This is a genomic window from Streptomyces sp. NPDC039462 (genome assembly GCF_055639375.1).
This window is the reverse complement of sequence record NZ_JBVKAO010000001.1, coordinates 1,114,991-1,130,488: the sequence shown is the minus strand read 5'-3', so window position 1 is coordinate 1,130,488 and position 15,498 is coordinate 1,114,991. Positions and strand designations below refer to the sequence as shown.

The following is a 15,498-nucleotide window of genomic DNA, read 5'->3' as shown; positions in this document are numbered from 1 at the left end:
GGCTCACGCCCCGCCGCGCAGGATGGAGTTCCCCTCGTGGGTCGTCGTGTCCGGTTCCCGCACGTCGAGCCGGAGCCGGCCGCTGAGGCCGTAGAAGGCCACGGGATTGCGCCACAGGACGAGGTCCACGTCGTCCTCGCCGAACCCGGTCGCCAGCATGGCGTCGGCGACCTTGCGGGTCTTGAGGGGGTCGCTCTTGCCCCAGTCGGCGGCGGAGTTGATCAGTACCCGGTCGGGTCCGAAGTCTCGCAGGATGGCGACCATCCGTTCCTCGTCCATCTTGGTGTCGGGATAGACGGAGAAGCCCAGCCAGCAGCCGCTGTCCTTGGCCTCCTTGACGGTGGTCTCGTTGAGGTGGTCGATCAGGACGCGGTCCATGGGCAGGGCGGACTCGCGGACGACCTCGATCGTGCGGCGCAGGCCCGCGAGCTTGTCGCGGTGCGGGGTGTGCACGAGAGCGGGCAGCTCGTGGTCGGCGGCGAGCTGCAGCTGGGTGGCGAGCGCGGTGTCCTCGGCCGGCGTCATGGAGTCGTAGCCGATCTCCCCGACGGCGACGACGTTGTCCTTGACGAGATAGCGGGGCAGTTCCTCGAGGACGGGCGTGCAGCGCGGGTCGTTCGCCTCCTTGGGGTTGAGGGCGATCGTGCAGTGGTGGGCGATGCCGTACTGCGCCGCGCGGAAGGGTTCCCAGCCGAGGAGGGAGTCGAAGTAGTCGAAGAAGGAGGCGGGCGAGGTGCGGGGCTGACCGAGCCAGAAGGCGGGCTCCACGACCGCGCGGACACCTGCGGCATACATCGCCTGATAGTCGTCAGTGGTACGGGACGTCATGTGGATGTGGGGATCGAAGATACGCATCAGGACTCCTACTCCTCGCCGGACGGAGGGCCCGCGAGGCCCGTGGGGGCCGAGGGCGGCTCGGGGGACTCTGGGGCGGTCAGACGCAGGGCGCGGTGCAGGTCACCGGGGACGGCACGGCCGGCCGCCGTCCGCTCACTCGCGTAGTCGCCGAGCATGCGGGCGAGTTCGCCGTCCCCTCGGGCGCGCCTGGGCAGGTCGGCGACGGCGTCCACGGGGACTCCGGTGAACAGGCACTTGAGAACGGCGTGGCGCCAGTCGTGCGGGGCGAGGTGGGCGGCGGCGTAGGGGCCGACGGCGGCGGCGACGAGCCTCGTGTCGTTGGTGCGGAGGGCGTCCTCGACCAGGGGCAGCGCTTCGGGGCCGGGCACCAGGTCGGGCAGGGCCAGGAGGACGGCACGGCGTTCGTCGGCGGTGCCGTGGGCGTAGACACGGGCGAGGGTGGCCGGGGTCGCGTTCGCGGCGTGCAGCAGCAGGATGCGGGCCGCGTCGGCGTGGTCGGCGCCGCAGCGTCGTCCGGCCTCGGCGAACCGCAACTCCCATGTGGCGAGGGGTCCCTGCCTCTCCTGCTCGGAGCGTCCCCCGTGGGCGGCGGCCTCGGCGGTGGCCTGGTCGAGCCAGGCGCGGGCGGCTCCGCCGAGATCGGCCTCGAGGCGGGTTCGGAGGGCGGCGATCCCGGGGGTCTCGGTCACGGGTTACCTCCTTCGGCGTGAGCGGCAGCGGCAGCGGCAGCGTGAGGAGCAGGAGCAGGAGCAGGAGGTGTAGCGGGAGCAGCGGCGGCAGTGCCGGTGGTGGCCGCCACCGGGGCGACGGATGTGGCGCGGCGCAGGAAGTCGATGGAGCGGGTGGCGAGGTCGGGGCCCGCGTGGGAGTGGCGGGGCAGTTCGACGACGGTCAGCCCTTGGTAGCCGACGGCTGCCAGTGCTTCGAGGACGGGCGGGAAGTCGATCTCCCCGTCGCCGAAGGGCAGGTGTTCGTGGACTCCGCGGCGCATGTCCTCGATCTGGACGTGTCGCAGCCAGGGGGCGGCGGCGCGCACGCAGTCCGCGGGAGGGAGTGGTTCGAGGCACTGGCAGTGACCGATGTCGAGGGTGAGTCCGAGCAGCTCGGCGTCGGGGTCGTCGAGCTCGTGGCGCAGGCGGTGGAAGTCGGCGAGGGAGGAGAGGAGGTGACCTGGTTCGGGCTCGACCGCGAGCGGGACGCCGGCACCGGACGCGGCGTCGAGCACGGGGCCGAGTGCGTCGGCGAGGCGCTGCCACGCGGTGTCGTCCGAGGTGCCCGCCGGGGTGATGCCGCTGAAGCAGTGCACGGCATGGGCGCCCAGGTCGGCGGCGACTTGGACGGCGCGGACGAGGAGGCGGACACGTTCGGTGCGCCGTTCCGGATCGGGATCCAGGAGGGAGGGGCCGTGCTTGTGGCGCGGGTCGAGGACATAGCGGGCGCCCGTTTCGACGGTGGCGGTCAGACCGAGGTGGTCGAGCCTGCGGGCCACCTGTCGGGTGCGGGCGGCGAGATCGGGGGCGAGGGGGTCGAGGTGCATGTGGTCGAGGGTCAGGCCGACGCCCGCGTAGCCGAGGTCGGCGAGGAGCCCGAGGGCGTCGTCGAGGCGGAGGTCGGTGAGACCGTTGGTGCCGTAGCCGAAGCGGAGCCCGTCGGCCGGGTGGGGGTGGCGTGGGGCCATACCCGTCATGTGACGCTCACCTTCCGTGCGAACTTGCGGGCGGCGGGGGCGAGGGCCGCGGTCAGCAGGGCGGTGCCCGCGGCGCCGGCGCGGGCGGCCAGGGCGGCCTGCAGCGGGATCATGGCGCGGATCCCGCCGCCGACGGCCCGCTGTGTGAGGGGAGGTGACGGATTGAGGACGGCGTGGAAGAGGGGTTTGGCGGCGGTCCCGACGTAGGCGAGGGCGAGGGCGCCTCGGAGGGCCTGACCGCCAGCGCGGAGGGTGGCGCCGACGCCTTGACCGTCCGGGAAGCCTCCTTGGCCGAGCTGGCCGAACTGGCCGGGGCGGAGATGCCGCCGAGCGTTCCGACCGCTCAGCTCGCGCCGGAGGCCGCCCTCACGGCCACGTAAATCACTCCGACCGCCCCAGAAGATACCTCGCGCACCGCTCCGGCCACCGCCTCGACCACTCCCGCTGGCGGGCCCACCTTCACCGCCGGGCGGCCCCCAGCTGCCGAGGCCACCCCCGCTGCCGCCCACACCCTCGCCACCCAGCCGCACCCCGCCGCCAGGCTCGCCCCCACCGCCGAGGCCACCTCCCACCAGCCCTGCCAGTACAGCCGTCGCCGCCAAGGCGGCCAAGGGGGCGGTCGAGGAGCCGCCCTGGGCCTCGCGGCGGGAGACCACGGTGACGGCGAGGGTGTGGGCGGCGAGGACTCCGGCGGAAGGGGCGGCGGCCTTGGCGCTCGGGCCGTGCCCGGGGCCCGCGGTGGCGGTCGCGCCGAGGAGCAGGTCGAGGCCGCGCGCGGCGGCCATGGCTACCGGTCCTGCGGGCGTGTGCTTGAGGCCGAGGTCATAGGCCCACACCGTGCCGGCCAGGGCGCTCGCCATCGTGAGGGAGGGACGGCCCGCGCGGGAGGCGAGGGCCAGGCCCGTGACGGTGAGGGCGGTCGCGGCGGCAAGGGCCGCGGGTGGGGTGATGCGGCCGGACGGCAGGGGGCGTTCGGGGCGCTCGACGGCGTCCTCGGCGCGGTCCGCCCAGTCGTTGAGGGCCATGCCGGCCTCGTACAGACAGAGAGAGGAACCGATGACAAGGAGGGTGCGGTGATTGGGACGCAGGCCGGTTGTCGCCGCCCCGGCGAGGGCGTCGCCGGGGACGGTGAACAAGGCGGGCAGTCGGAGGAGTTCGGCCCAGGCGCGGGCGGCGCCGTGTGCGGTGTTCATGCGGCCTCACTCGTCGGCACGGCGCCCGCGCCCTCGAAGGCAGGGCGCGCACCCTCCAACTCAAGGCGCGCACCCCCGAAAGCGACGCGGGGGCACCCCAGCGTCGGACGCCGCTGCGCGGCACGCACCACGCCGCGACCACCCGGCCCGGGGCCCGCGCCCCTCCGCCCAGGGCGCACCCTCCTAAGCCCAAGCTCCCCACCCCACGAGACAACGCCCCCACTCCCCCACCACCCGCTCATCGGTCCCCCTCCCCCAACCGCTCCGCGAAGCCCAAGAGGGAGGTGAACTGGTCGCCCAGGGCGGCGGGAGCGCCGGGGTCCGGGTCCTTGAAGTAGAAGGCGAGGGCGGGGAGAGGGCCGGAGAGGCCTCGTTCGTGGGCGCGGGATGTGAGGCGGGCGAGGTCCAGGATCAGGGGGGCGGCGAGAGCCGAGTCGCAGCCCTGCCAGGTGGTCTGGAGGACCATGCGGGTGCCGAGGAAACCGTCGAAGGCGATGTGGTCCCAGGCCGTCTTCCAGTCGCCGAGGGAGGGGACGTCGTCTATGTGGACCTCGCCTTCGGGGGCGGTGCCCAGCGTGTCGGCGAGGACGCGTTCCTTGCCCGCGTTCTTCGCGGCGGCGGCCGCCGGGTCGGCCAGGGCGGCGCCGTCCCCGCCGCCCAGGAGGTTCGTGCCCGACCAGGCGCGCACGGCGAGTGCCCGCTGCGCGAACATCGGGCCGAGCACGGAACGGAGAAGGGTCTGGCCGGTCTTGCCGTCCCGGCCGGCGTACGGAAGGCCGGAGGCGCGTGCCGCCTCGGTGAGGCGGGGGTGGTGCAGGCCGGTGGAGGGGGTGAAGTTGACGTAGGGGCAGCCGGCGCGGAGGGCGGCTGCCGCGTAGAGGGAGCTGGCGGGCAGTCGCGCGTCGTCGTCCGTGGGGCGAGGTTCGGTGGAGGCGACGTTCACGACCACCGCGCGGGCCAGTCCGCGGCGGTGCACGAAGTCGCGGAGGTCGGCGGTGAAGGCGTCGATGAGTTCCTCGTCGCTGCGGGAGTCGCCGGGCTGGGGGCCGCCGGGGCGGATTTCGGCGTCGGCGGCGGCGAGTTCGGCGCGCACCGCCGAGGGGAGGCTGTGCGGCAGGACGCCGCCGGCGGCGAGTTCCTCGGCGCGTTTGGGCAGGGGGCAGCTCGTGGTGTCGTGGCCGCCGAAGACGAGCGACGACAACGTTGGCAGTCCGCGGTCCAGAAAGGGTGGGGTTTCGGTCACCATGCCGGTGGGGGCGTGCAGTCCGGCGGCCACCGCCGCACAGCCGGCGACGGCCGTAGTCGCGACCGAGCCGCGTGCCCCGATCAGCCACACGCCGGTGGGCCCGACGGGCGACGTCCCGAGGGGGGAAGTAGAGGGCGTGGATGTAGCGGTCGCTGATGTAGAGGTCGCGGATGTGGACACGGCTGCCTCCTGCCATGGCTCAAGAGCTCGTACCCGAGTTGGACGGACAGAGCGCGGTGCACGGTGTCCGGTGTGTGGCGTGCGGTGCACGGGGCGCGATGCACGGTGCAAGACGGCGGGCGGAGGTCCGGCGTCCTCCGCCCGCCGCCGTCTAGTGGCCCGCTTCCGAGACGGTCGGTGCGGGTGTTCCGGAGCGGCGGGCCGGCAGGTCCTTCACCCGGATGTTCCGGAAGGAGACCTCGTCGGCGTCGCCGTGGTTCTGGATGCCGATGTGTCCTTGGCGCAGGCTTCGCGCCGGGTCGGTGTTGGTGAAGTCGTTGATCTTGATTCCGTTGAGGTAGACGCGAAGGCGTTCGCCTTCGACGCGGATCTCGTAGGTGTTCCACTCCCCGGGCGGGTTCAGTGCCTTGTCGCGTCTCTTCAGGTCGGCGGACTTGAAGCCGTAGACGGAGCCCGTGGTCTTCGCGGGGACGTCCGTGGCGTCGATCTGGATCTCGTAGCCGTTGTTCACGGCCGACCAGGGGTCGTCGGAGGGCGGGAAGCCCACGAAGATCCCGGAGTTGTCGTCGCCGCGCATGCGCCAGTCGAGCTTCAGGGAGTAGGAGCCGAGTTCCCGCCGGTCGTACCAGAGCATGCCCATGCCGCCGACGGTCGTGAGCGTTCCGTCGTCCTCGTCCAGTGCGAACGATCCGGGGCCTGCCTGCTTCCAGCCTTCCAGCGAGGCCGCCGTCCCGTCGAAGAGCGGGGTGTAGCCCTTCTCGGGCCGGCAGTCGGCCTGGGCCGCGCCGACAGCCCAGCGGATGCCGCCCAACAGGTGCTGCCGGAAGGCGGGTTCGGCGTAGGACTCCTTGGTGTGGCCGCCGCCGGTGTAGAAGGAGCGGCCGCCCTGGTAGTCGCTCTGGCACCAGGCGATCGGGTGGTCGCCCGACATCGTGCCGCCCGTGTACGACGTCTCGTCGAGCGAGGCGAGGACGTGGGTCTTGGCCCGGGGGTTGGCGCGGTAGTTGTACCACTCGTCGGTGCGGTCCCAGCTCCCGGTGCCCAGGTGGGAGGTCGCCGGGTGCGCGTGGTCCTCGACGTGGACCTTCGCGCGCTGGATCGCGGGGTGCGACTGGAAGTAGGCGCCCGCGAGCCCGCCGTAGAAGGGCCAGTCGTATTCGGTGTCGGCCGCGGCGTGCACGCCGACGTAGGCGCCGCCACCGCGGATGTACCGCTCGAAGGCTCCCTGCTGCGTGGCGTTCAGGACGTCCCCGGTGGTCGACAGCCAGACCACGGCGTCGTACTTGGCCAGGTTGGCGGCCGTGAAGGCGCCCGCGTCCTCCGTCGCGTCGACGGCGAAGCCGCCCTCGGCGCCGAGTTCCTTGACGGTCTCGATGCCGGTGGGGATCGAGTCGTGCCGGAAGCCCGCGGTCTTGGAGAAGACCAGGACCCGCTCGCCCTCACGGTCCGGCCCTGGCTCGGAGGCCGCGGGGCCCGACACGCACCCGATGAGCAGTGCGGCGGCCGCGGTCGCGGTCATGAGCCGTGCGCGTCTGCGCATGGTGCTCGCCCCTTCCTCAGCCGGAGCTGGAGCTGGTGGTGAAGGTGAAGTCGTCCAGGTCGTAGAGCGAGCCCGCGCCCTTGCCCTTGAAGACCAGGTAGAGCGTGGTGGTCTTCGTCGGCGGCTTCCTGATGGCCGTGCTCACGTCGACGTACGTCTCCCACGAGCCGGTCGGTGTCACCTTCGCGCTGCCCAGCAGCCTGCCGCCGGCGGAGCCGCTGCGCACCTCAAGGGTGCCGCCGGACCCGGCCGACGCGACCCGTGCGGTCAGCTTGGTGGCGTTGCCGAGGATGTACGGCTTGAAGGAGATCCAGTCGCCGTTGTGGATGTCGCCGACGGTCTTGCCGCCGTGCGCCGGGGTGTGGTTGACGATGGAGACGCCCTTGGAGTCGCCGTAGTGCTCGCCCTGGCGGTGCTTGGGCTGGACGACGTTCTGGTCGTGGGTGGTCAGCGCGGGCTGCCCATTCGCGCCCTTGTCGGTGTATTCGGCGTCGAAGACCCCGAAGATGTTGGCGTTCGGGTCGTGCTCGCCGTCCGCCGACGTCTGGATGGTGCCCTCGCAGCCGTTGGCCGAGGTGACCGGGTGGCCGTGGCTGTCATGGCCGAGGATGTGGGTGACCTTGACCTTGGCGCAGTCGACCGGGCCGTCCTCCGGGTCGGTCACCTTCACCTTGAAGGGCACCTTGTCGCCGAAGGTGAACAGCTGGCCGTCGCCGGGCAGTTCCAGGGTGACCTTGGGCGCGGTGTTGCCGACGGTGATGTGCGCGCTGGCCGAGCCGGTGCGGCCGGTGGAGTCCTTGACGGTCACGGTCGCCGTGTAGACGCCGTTCTTCTTGTACGTGTACGTGGGGTTCTGCTGGGTGGACTTGCCGCCGTCGCCGAAGTCCCACGCGTACGTCAGCGTCCCGCCGTCGGCGTCCGTGGCCTTGGCGGTGAACTTCGTGCGCAGCGGGGCCTGGCCGCTGGTCACCGACGCGCTGGCCTCGGCGACCGGGGAGTGGCCGTCCGTGGCGTTCTCGATGCGGTAGAGGCCGGAGTTCTCGTCGCCGCCGAACCAGGCCGTGCCGTAGTCGAGGACGTAGAGGGCGCCGTCGGGGCCGAACTCCATGTCCATCACCTGGGTGCCCGTCCAGGGGAAGGGGTTGATGGACTTGACCGTGCCGTCCGAGCCGTGCTCGATGCGCTTGATCCAGCGCCGGCCGAACTCGCCGGCGAAGTAGTCGCCGTCGTACGCCTCGGGGAACTTCACCGGGGAGGTGTTCGCCGCGTCGTAGCGGTAGACGGGTCCGCCCATCGGGGATTCGGAGCCGGTGCCGAACTCGGGGACGGATCCGCCGTCGTAGGGGATCCAGGCCTCCTGCGCGGGCGGCAGCTCGGTCAGTCCGGTGTTGTGCCGCGAGTCGTTCTTGGGGGCGGCGCAGTCGAAGGTGGCGCCGGAGGTGCCGGTGGCGAAGTCGTAGTCGACGTAGGGCTCGTTCTTGCCGGTGCAGAAGGGCCAGCCGAAGTTGCCCGGCTTGGTGACGCGGGTGAATTCGACCTGCCCGGCGGGGCCGCGCTTGGGGTCGGCCGCGCCGGCGTCGGGCCCGTAGTCACCGACGTACACGATGCCGGTCGGCTTGTCGACGCTCATGCGGAAGGGGTTGCGGAAGCCCATCGCGTAGATCTCGGGGCGGGTCTTCTCGGTGCCCTTGGCGAAGAGGTTGCCGTCGGGGACCGTGTAGCTGCCGTCGGCGGCGACCTTGATGCGCAGGATCTTGCCGCGCAGGTCGTTGGTGTTGCCGGCGCTGCGCCGGGCGTCGAAGGCGGGGTTGCGGTTCGGCCGCTCGTCGATGGGGGTGAAGCCGTCGGAGGCGAAGGGGTTGGAGTCGTCGCCCGTCGACAGGTAGAGGTTGCCTTCCTTGTCGAAGTCGATGTCGCCGCCGACGTGGCAGCAGGTGCCGCGGCTGGCCGGGACGTCGAGGACCTTCTTCTCGCTGGCGTTGTCCAGGGTGCCGTCGGCCTTGAGGACGAAGCGGGAGAGGCGGTTCACGCCGTCGAACTTCTTGAAGTCCTCGGCCGTGCCGTTCTCCGGGGCGTCGCCCGCGGGGGTGTCCAGCGGCGGCGCGTAGTAGAGGTAGATCGCGCGGTTCTCGCTGAACTTGGGGTCGATGGCGACGCCTTGGAGGCCCTCTTCGTCGTGCGTGTAGACCGGTATCTTCCCGGCGATCCTGGTGTTGCCCGCCGCGTCGGTGAGGCGGAGCGTGCCGTCGCGGGAGGTGTGCAGGACCGAGCGGTCGGGGAGCACGGAGAGCGTCATCGGCTCGCCCGTCTCGGGCTCCCCCTTGGCGAGGGTGACCTGCTGGAAGTCTTCGGCGACGGGGGCGGCGGTCGCGGGCGGGTCCGCCGGGGCGGCGCCGGCCTGCGGGACGGCGAAGGTGAGGGTGGCGCCGGTGAGCACGGTGCCGGTGAGCAGGGCGAGTGTGCTGCGGAGTCTCGGGCGTTTCCTGTGCACGGTGTTCCTCCGAAGGGGGACGGTCGTACGGGGTGTGTGCGCCGTGCGCCGGGGTGCGCCGTCACCCCGGACCACTCATGTCCTGTACACCTCAGGGACGGTAGCCACGTTTGTCCCGGGCGGAAAGCCCTTGTGCAGGACGGAAGTTGAACTTTTTCCTGTCAATGGACAAACCCGATTCGGGTCCGGACTAGTCGGAGCCGCCGAACGCCGCGTCGAAGGAGGCGGTCGGCGCCTCGAAGTCGTACGCCTTCAAGCGCGTCAGCGCCTCCGGGGCGCCCTGGAGCCGGTCCATGCCCGCGTCCTCCCACTCCACGGAGATCGGCCCGTCGTACGCGATGGAGCGCAGCATCCGGAAGACGTCCTCCCAGGGCACGTCCCCGTGGCCCGCCGACACGAAGTCCCAGCCGCGTCGCGGGTCGCCCCACGGGAGGTGCGAGCCGAGGCGGCCGTTGCGGCCGTCCAGGCGGCGCCGGGCCTCCTTGCAGTCGACGTGGTAGATGCGGTCCCGGAAGTCGTAGAGGAAGCCGACCGGGTCGAGGTCCTGCCACACGAAATGGGACGGGTCGAAGTTCAGACCGAAGGCGGGACGGTGGCCGACGGCCTCCAGTGCCTTGTGCGTGGTCCAGTAGTCGTAAGCGATCTCCGACGGGTGCACCTCGTGCGCGAACCGCACGCCGTGCTCGTCGAAGACGTCCAGGATCGGGTTCCAGCGCTCGGCGAAGTCCTCGTACCCCCGCTCGATCATCGCCTCGGGGGCCGGCGGGAACATCGCGACCAGGTGCCAGATCGACGATCCCGTGAAGCCGACGACGGTGTCGACGCCGAAGGCGGCGGCCGCCCGAGCCGTGTCCTTGATCTCGGCGGCGGCCCGCTGCCGCACCCCCTCCGGCTCGCCGTCGCCCCAGATGCGGGCGGGCAGGATCGCCTGATGCCGCTCGTCGATGATCGCGTCGCAGACGGCCTGGCCCACGAGGTGGTTGGAGATCGCCCAGCACTTGAGCCCGTACTTGTCGAGCAGCGCGTGCCGGCCGTCCAGATAGGACGGGTCGGCGAGCGCCTTGTCGACCTCGAAGTGGTCGCCCCAGCAGGCGAGTTCGAGTCCGTCGTAGCCGAAGTCACGGGCGTATCCGCAGACCTCTTCGAGCGGCAGGTCGGCCCACTGACCGGTGAAGAGCGTGAACCTACGGGGCATGGCGGGGGCCTCCTCGGAGCGGGAACCGGGCGGACATCGGGCAGGAATCAGCGGGCATCAGGCGGGGACCAGCGTGTAGACGGAGTTCTTCGCCGCGCTCTCCTCCACCGCGGCGAGCACCCGCTGCACGGACAGGCCGTCGGCGAAGGAGGGTTCGGGCCGCGCGCCGGTGGCGATGGCGTGCAGCAGGTCGCGGGCCTGGTGCACGAAGGTGTGCTCGTAGCCGAGGCCGTGGCCGGGCGGCCACCACGCCTCCAGATACGGGTGGTCGGGCTCGGTCACGAGGATGCGGCGGAAGCCGGACGAGGCAGCGGGTTCGGTGTGGTCGTGGAACGAGAGCTCGTTCAGGCGCTCCAGGTCGAACGCCAGCGACCCGTCGGAGCCGTTGAGTTCGAGGCGCAGTGCGTTCTTGCGGCCGGCCGCGAAGCGCGTCGCCTCGAAGGAGGCGAGGGCGCCGGACGGGAACCGGCCGGTGAAGACGGCCGCGTCGTCGACCGTGACCGTCCCGAGCCGGCTGCCGCCCGCCGCCGTGAGCCCGCTGGACGCCCCCTCCAGGACGGGGCGTTCCCGCACGAAGGTCTCGGTGAGCGCCGACACCCCGGCCACCGGCTCCCCCACCAGGTACTGCGCGAGGTCCACGATGTGCGCCCCCAGGTCGCCGAGCGCCCCGGAGCCCGCACGGTCCTTGCGCAGCCGCCAGGTGAGCGGGAAGTCCGCGTCGACCAGCCAGTCCTGAAGGTACGTCAGGCGTACGTGACGCAGCGCGCCGAGCCGCCCTTCCACGACCATCCGGCGGGCCAGCGTGAGGGCGGGCACCCGGCGGTAGTTGAAGCCGACCATGGCCACCTGGCCCCGGGCGCGGGCCCGTTCGGCGGCCTCGGCCATCGCCTCGGCCTCCTCCACGGTATTTGCGAGCGGCTTCTCGCACAGCACGTGCTTGCCCGCCTCCAGGGCGGCGACGGCGATCTCCGCATGGCTGTCGCCCGGCGTGCAGATGTCGACGAGGTCGACGTCGTCGCGGGCGATCAGGGCGCGCCAGTCGGTCTCGGCGGCGGCCCAGCCGAGCCGGTCGGCGGCGGCGCGCACGGCGCCGTCGTCGCGGCCGCAGACGGCCGAGAGCACCGGCCGCACCGGCAGGTCGAAGGCTCGCCCCACGGTGCGCCAGCCCTGTGAGTGGGCGGCACCCATGAAGGCGTAGCCGACCATGCCCACTCCCAATGGCCGCTTACCGGCACCTGCTCCCAGTGGCCGCTCTCCGGCCTCGGGATCCGTCTCCGTCTCACGCATGCGGTAATCCTCCTCGTCGACGCTCGGTGGGGGGTGCGGGCGTGCGCATCACTTGAAGCCGGTGGACATGTACTGGCCGACGTTCTCCTTGTCGACGACGGCCGAATAGCAGGTGACGAAGGACGGGATCTCGAACTCCGCCATGCCGCTGACGCCCTTGCCCTGCCCGAGGGCGCGCGCCAGGTCGATCGCGGACGCGGCCATCGTGGGCGGGTAGAGGACGGTGGCCTTCAGGACGCTGTTGTCCGCCTCGATGGCCTGCATCGCGGAGAGCGCGCCCGCGCCGCCCACCATCAGGAAGTCGTCGCGGCCCGCCTGCTTGATGGCGCGCAGGGCGCCCACGCCCTGGTCGTCGTCGTGGTTCCACAGGGCGTCGAAGTTCTTCTGGGCCTGGAGGAGTTGGGACATCTTTGCCTGTCCCGACTCGACGGTGAAGTCGGCGGCCTGGCGGGCGACCTTCTTGATGTTCGGGTAGTTCTTGAGGGCGTCGTCGAACCCTTTGGTGCGCTGCTTGGTGAGTTCGAGGTTGTCGATGCCCGCCAGCTCGATGACGCGGGCGTTCTTCTTGTCCTTGAGTTTCTCGCCGATGTAGTGGCCGGCGCTGAGGCCCATGCCGTAGTTGTCGCCGCCGATCCAGCAGCGGTAGGCCTGCGGCGAGGCGAAGACGCGGTCGAGGTTGACGACGGGGATGCCCGCCTTCATGGCCTTCAGGCCGACTTGGGTGAGGGCCTTGCCGTCGGCGGGCAGGACGACGAGGACGTCGACTTTCTTGTTGATCAGCGTCTCGACCTGGCCGATCTGGGCCGCGGTGTCGTTCGAGCCCTCGGTGGCCTCCAGCGTGACGTCCGAGTACTTCTCGGCCCGCTTCTTGGCGTTGTCGTTGATGGCGTTGAGCCAGCCGTGGTCGGCCTGGGGGCCCGCGAAGCCGATGGTGACCTTCTTGCCCGGCTTGTCGTCGGCGACCTGCTGTGCCGTGTCCTCGGACCCCTCGTCCTTGGACTCGTTGCTGGTGCACCCCGTGATCAGGGCTCCGGTGGACAGGGCGGCGGCTCCGAAGAGGAGCCCTCTGCGGCTCGTGTGGGATGGCATGGGTGAACCCCTCAGCTCAGGAAGTGGTGGCCGGATCAGCTCAGGTGGTGGTGGCCGTACGTCGTTGGACGAGTACCGCGGCGACGATGATCGCGCCCTTGGCGATCTGCTGGGTCGCGGTCTCCAGGTTGTTGAGCGCGAAGATGTTGGTGATCGTGGTGAAGATCAGCACGCCGAGCACGGAGCCGGTGATCGTGCCGCGCCCGCCGCTGAGCAGGGTGCCGCCGATGATCACCGCCGCGATGGCGTCGAGTTCGTACAGGTTGCCGTTGGTGTTCTGGCCCGAGCCGGAGAGGATGATCAGCAGGAAGGCCGCGATGCCGCAGCACAGGCCGGAGAGCAGATACAGATAGAGCCGCTGCCTGCGGACGTCGATGCCGGCCAGCCGCGCCGCTTCCGCGTTGCCGCCGACCGCGACCGAGCGCCGCCCGAACGTCGTGCGGTTCAGCAGCAGCCAGCCGACGGCGGTGACGGCGGCGAAGACCAGGACCAGCGGCGGGATGCCGAGGATGTACGACTCGCGAAGGCCGAGGTCCAACACCCCTTCCACAGTGACCATTTGGGTCTTGCCGTCGGTGATCTGCAGGGCGAGGCCGCGGCCCGCGGCCAGCATGGCGAGGGTGGCGATGAACGGAACTATCCCGCCATACGCGATGAGCAGGCCGTTCACCAGGCCGCACCCCATGCCGACGACCACGGCCGTGAAGAGGATGCCCGCGAAGCCGTACTCCTGGGTGGCGACCGTCGTCGCCCAGACCGAGGCGAGCGCGACGATCGCGCCGACGGAGAGGTCGATGCCGCCGGAGATGATCACGAAGGTCATGCCGACGGTGACCACGCCGATGACGGAGGCCTGGGTGAGGATCAGCTGGACGTTGTCGGTGTCGAGGAACGAGTCGGGCTGGGTGATGCCGCCGATCACGATCAGCGTGGCGAGCACGCCGAGCAGCGACAGCGTCCGCACGTCGGCGCGGGCCAGGGTGGCGCGCCACGGGCTTCCGCCGTCGGCGGGGGCGCTCTTGCGGGTGGCGGCCTCGGCCGCCGGGGCTGGCTGGGTCATGCCGCCGGGCTCCCTTCGAGGACGAGGTCGAGTACGCGGTGTTCGTCGAGGTCACGGGCGGGTGCGGTGTAGACGACGCGGCCCTCGCGGAGCACCAGGACGCGGTCGGCGAGGCCGAGCACTTCGGGCACTTCACTGGAGACGAGGAGCACGGCGAGGCCCTCGTCGGCGAGCCGGCGGATCACCGCGTACAGCTCGGCGCGGGCTCCGACGTCGACGCCGCGGGTCGGTTCGTCGAGCAGCAGGACGCGGCAGCCGCGCAGCAGCCAGCGGGCGAGGACGGCCTTCTGCTGGTTGCCGCCGGACAGGGTGCGCACGGGGACGGTGGGGTCGTCGGGGCGCAGCGACAGCTCGCGCGTCGCGCTGCGCGCGGCCTCGCGTTCGGCACCGCGGTCGAGCCAGCCGCCGCGCGAGAAGCGGGACATGGTGGAGACCGATACGTTGCGGGTGACGGACTCCAGCATGAGGAGGGCCTGTGCCTTGCGCTCCTCGGGAGCGAGCCCGAGCCCCGCGCGGACTGCGGCCCGCACGCTGCCCGGCCGCAACTCCGCCCCGTCCACCAGCACTTGTCCGGTGGTGGGCTTGCGGGCGCCGTAGATCGTCTCAAGGATCTCGGAGCGGCCGGAGCCGACGAGACCGGCGAGGCCCACGATCTCGCCGGGACGCAGGTCGAGGTCGAGGGGCTCGAACTCGCCGCGCCGGGAGAGTCCGCGTACGGTCAACACCGGTCGCCCCAAAGGCGGTTCGGCGGGCCGGTCCGGGAAGACGTACTCGACGTTGCGGCCCGTCATCAGCGCGACGACGTCCTTGGTCGGGGTGGATTCCGCGGGCAGTCCGCCCGCGACGGCACGCCCGTCCTTGAGGACGGTGACGCGGTCGCCGATGCGGCGGATCTCCTCCAGGCGGTGGGAGATGTAGACGACGGCGACGCCCTCCGCCGTGAGGTCGCCGACGATGCGGAAGAGGTTGTCGACCTCGTCGGGGTCGAGGGCGGCGGAGGGCTCGTCCATGACGATGAGGCGTACCTCGTGGGAGAGCGCGCGGGCCATCGAGACGATCTGCTGCTGGGCGGCGGAGAGGTCGCCGACGAGGCGCCCCGGATCGATTTCCGCGTGCCCGAGTCGCTTGAGCAGGGCGGCGGTTGAGGCCTTCGCCGCCCGGCCGCGCACCACGAATCCGGCGGCTGTCGGCTCGTGTCCGAGGTGGACGTTCTCCGCGACGGAGAGGCCTTCCACCAGGTCGAGTTCCTGGTAGATGGTGGCGATGCCGAGCCGCATGGCGGCGATCGGCGAGCGGAGCGTGATGCGCTCGCCGCGCCAGGTGATCTCGCCGCCGTCGGGCTGGTGGGCGCCCGCGAGGACCTTGATGAGGGTGGACTTCCCGGCGCCGTTCTGGCCGAGGAGGCAGTGCACTTCCCCGGCCTGGACCTGGAGGTCGACGCCGTCGAGGGCGCGGACCCCGGGGAACGACTTGGTGATGCCGGACATGGTGAGCAGGGGTGGTTCTGGTGCCATGACGGTTCCCCTCGGCGGCGGCCGCAGCAGGGCAGGACGGATTCAGGGCAGGGCGGAGCAGGATGGGACTGAACAGGACGGAGCGAAACAGGGCAGGGCAGGGCAGGGCGCTGTGCCGGACGGGGTGGCGCTACGTTCCGTACGTGTCGGGCCGGGCC

General features: G+C 71.6%; 12 protein-coding genes. All 12 read right to left on the bottom strand.

Annotated elements, in window-relative coordinates; translation table 11 throughout:
- Positions 1 to 3: 3 nt before the first annotated feature.
- Positions 4 to 855, bottom strand: a complete 852-nt coding sequence (locus ACZ7LU_RS04805; protein WP_471915699.1) for a TatD family hydrolase — start codon at positions 853 to 855, stop codon at positions 4 to 6.
- 8 nt (positions 856 to 863) lie between these two features.
- Entirely contained in the window at positions 864 to 1,547 is a 684-nt protein-coding gene (locus ACZ7LU_RS04800) for an EboA domain-containing protein (protein ID WP_468712518.1), read from the bottom strand.
- Entirely contained in the window at positions 1,544 to 2,545 is a 1,002-nt protein-coding gene (locus ACZ7LU_RS04795) for a sugar phosphate isomerase/epimerase family protein (protein WP_471915698.1), read from the bottom strand. Before ACZ7LU_RS04795 ends, ACZ7LU_RS04800 begins: the two co-directional genes overlap by 4 nt.
- Positions 2,542 to 3,738, bottom strand: a complete 1,197-nt coding sequence (locus tag ACZ7LU_RS04790; protein ID WP_471915697.1) for an SCO3242 family prenyltransferase — start codon at positions 3,736 to 3,738, stop codon at positions 2,542 to 2,544. The genes ACZ7LU_RS04795 and ACZ7LU_RS04790 overlap by 4 nt, the downstream gene beginning before the upstream one ends.
- Before the next feature lie 238 nt (positions 3,739 to 3,976).
- Positions 3,977 to 5,164, bottom strand: coding sequence for an inositol-3-phosphate synthase (locus tag ACZ7LU_RS04785; protein ID WP_471915696.1), 1,188 nt, complete (start codon positions 5,162 to 5,164; stop codon positions 3,977 to 3,979).
- A gap of 151 nt (positions 5,165 to 5,315) precedes the next feature.
- A complete protein-coding gene (locus tag ACZ7LU_RS04780; RefSeq protein WP_471915695.1) occupies positions 5,316 to 6,704 on the bottom strand; it encodes a ThuA domain-containing protein in 1,389 nt (462 codons plus the stop codon).
- Positions 6,705 to 6,720: 16 nt separating this feature from the next.
- Entirely contained in the window at positions 6,721 to 9,195 is a 2,475-nt protein-coding gene (locus ACZ7LU_RS04775; RefSeq protein WP_468712525.1) for a PQQ-dependent sugar dehydrogenase, read from the bottom strand.
- Between the two features lie 190 nt (positions 9,196 to 9,385).
- On the bottom strand, positions 9,386 to 10,390 hold the full coding sequence (locus ACZ7LU_RS04770; protein ID WP_471915694.1) for a sugar phosphate isomerase/epimerase family protein: 1,005 nt from the start codon (positions 10,388 to 10,390) through the stop codon (positions 9,386 to 9,388).
- A 57-nt stretch (positions 10,391 to 10,447) separates the two neighbouring features.
- Positions 10,448 to 11,677: a Gfo/Idh/MocA family protein gene (locus tag ACZ7LU_RS04765; protein WP_471915693.1), complete on the bottom strand. Its 1,230-nt coding sequence runs from the start codon at positions 11,675 to 11,677 to the stop codon at positions 10,448 to 10,450.
- A 48-nt stretch (positions 11,678 to 11,725) separates the two neighbouring features.
- Complete coding sequence (locus ACZ7LU_RS04760; protein ID WP_398299526.1) at positions 11,726 to 12,766, bottom strand: substrate-binding domain-containing protein; 1,041 nt, start codon at positions 12,764 to 12,766, stop codon at positions 11,726 to 11,728.
- 40 nt (positions 12,767 to 12,806) lie between these two features.
- Positions 12,807 to 13,826 carry an ABC transporter permease gene (locus tag ACZ7LU_RS04755; RefSeq protein ID WP_398299528.1) on the bottom strand — a complete coding sequence of 340 codons (1,020 nt, stop codon included), beginning with the start codon at positions 13,824 to 13,826 and terminating at the stop codon, positions 12,807 to 12,809.
- Positions 13,823 to 15,340, bottom strand: a complete 1,518-nt coding sequence (locus ACZ7LU_RS04750) for a sugar ABC transporter ATP-binding protein (RefSeq protein WP_471915692.1) — start codon at positions 15,338 to 15,340, stop codon at positions 13,823 to 13,825. Before ACZ7LU_RS04750 ends, ACZ7LU_RS04755 begins: the two co-directional genes overlap by 4 nt.
- Between the last annotated feature and the right edge of the window lie 158 nt (positions 15,341 to 15,498).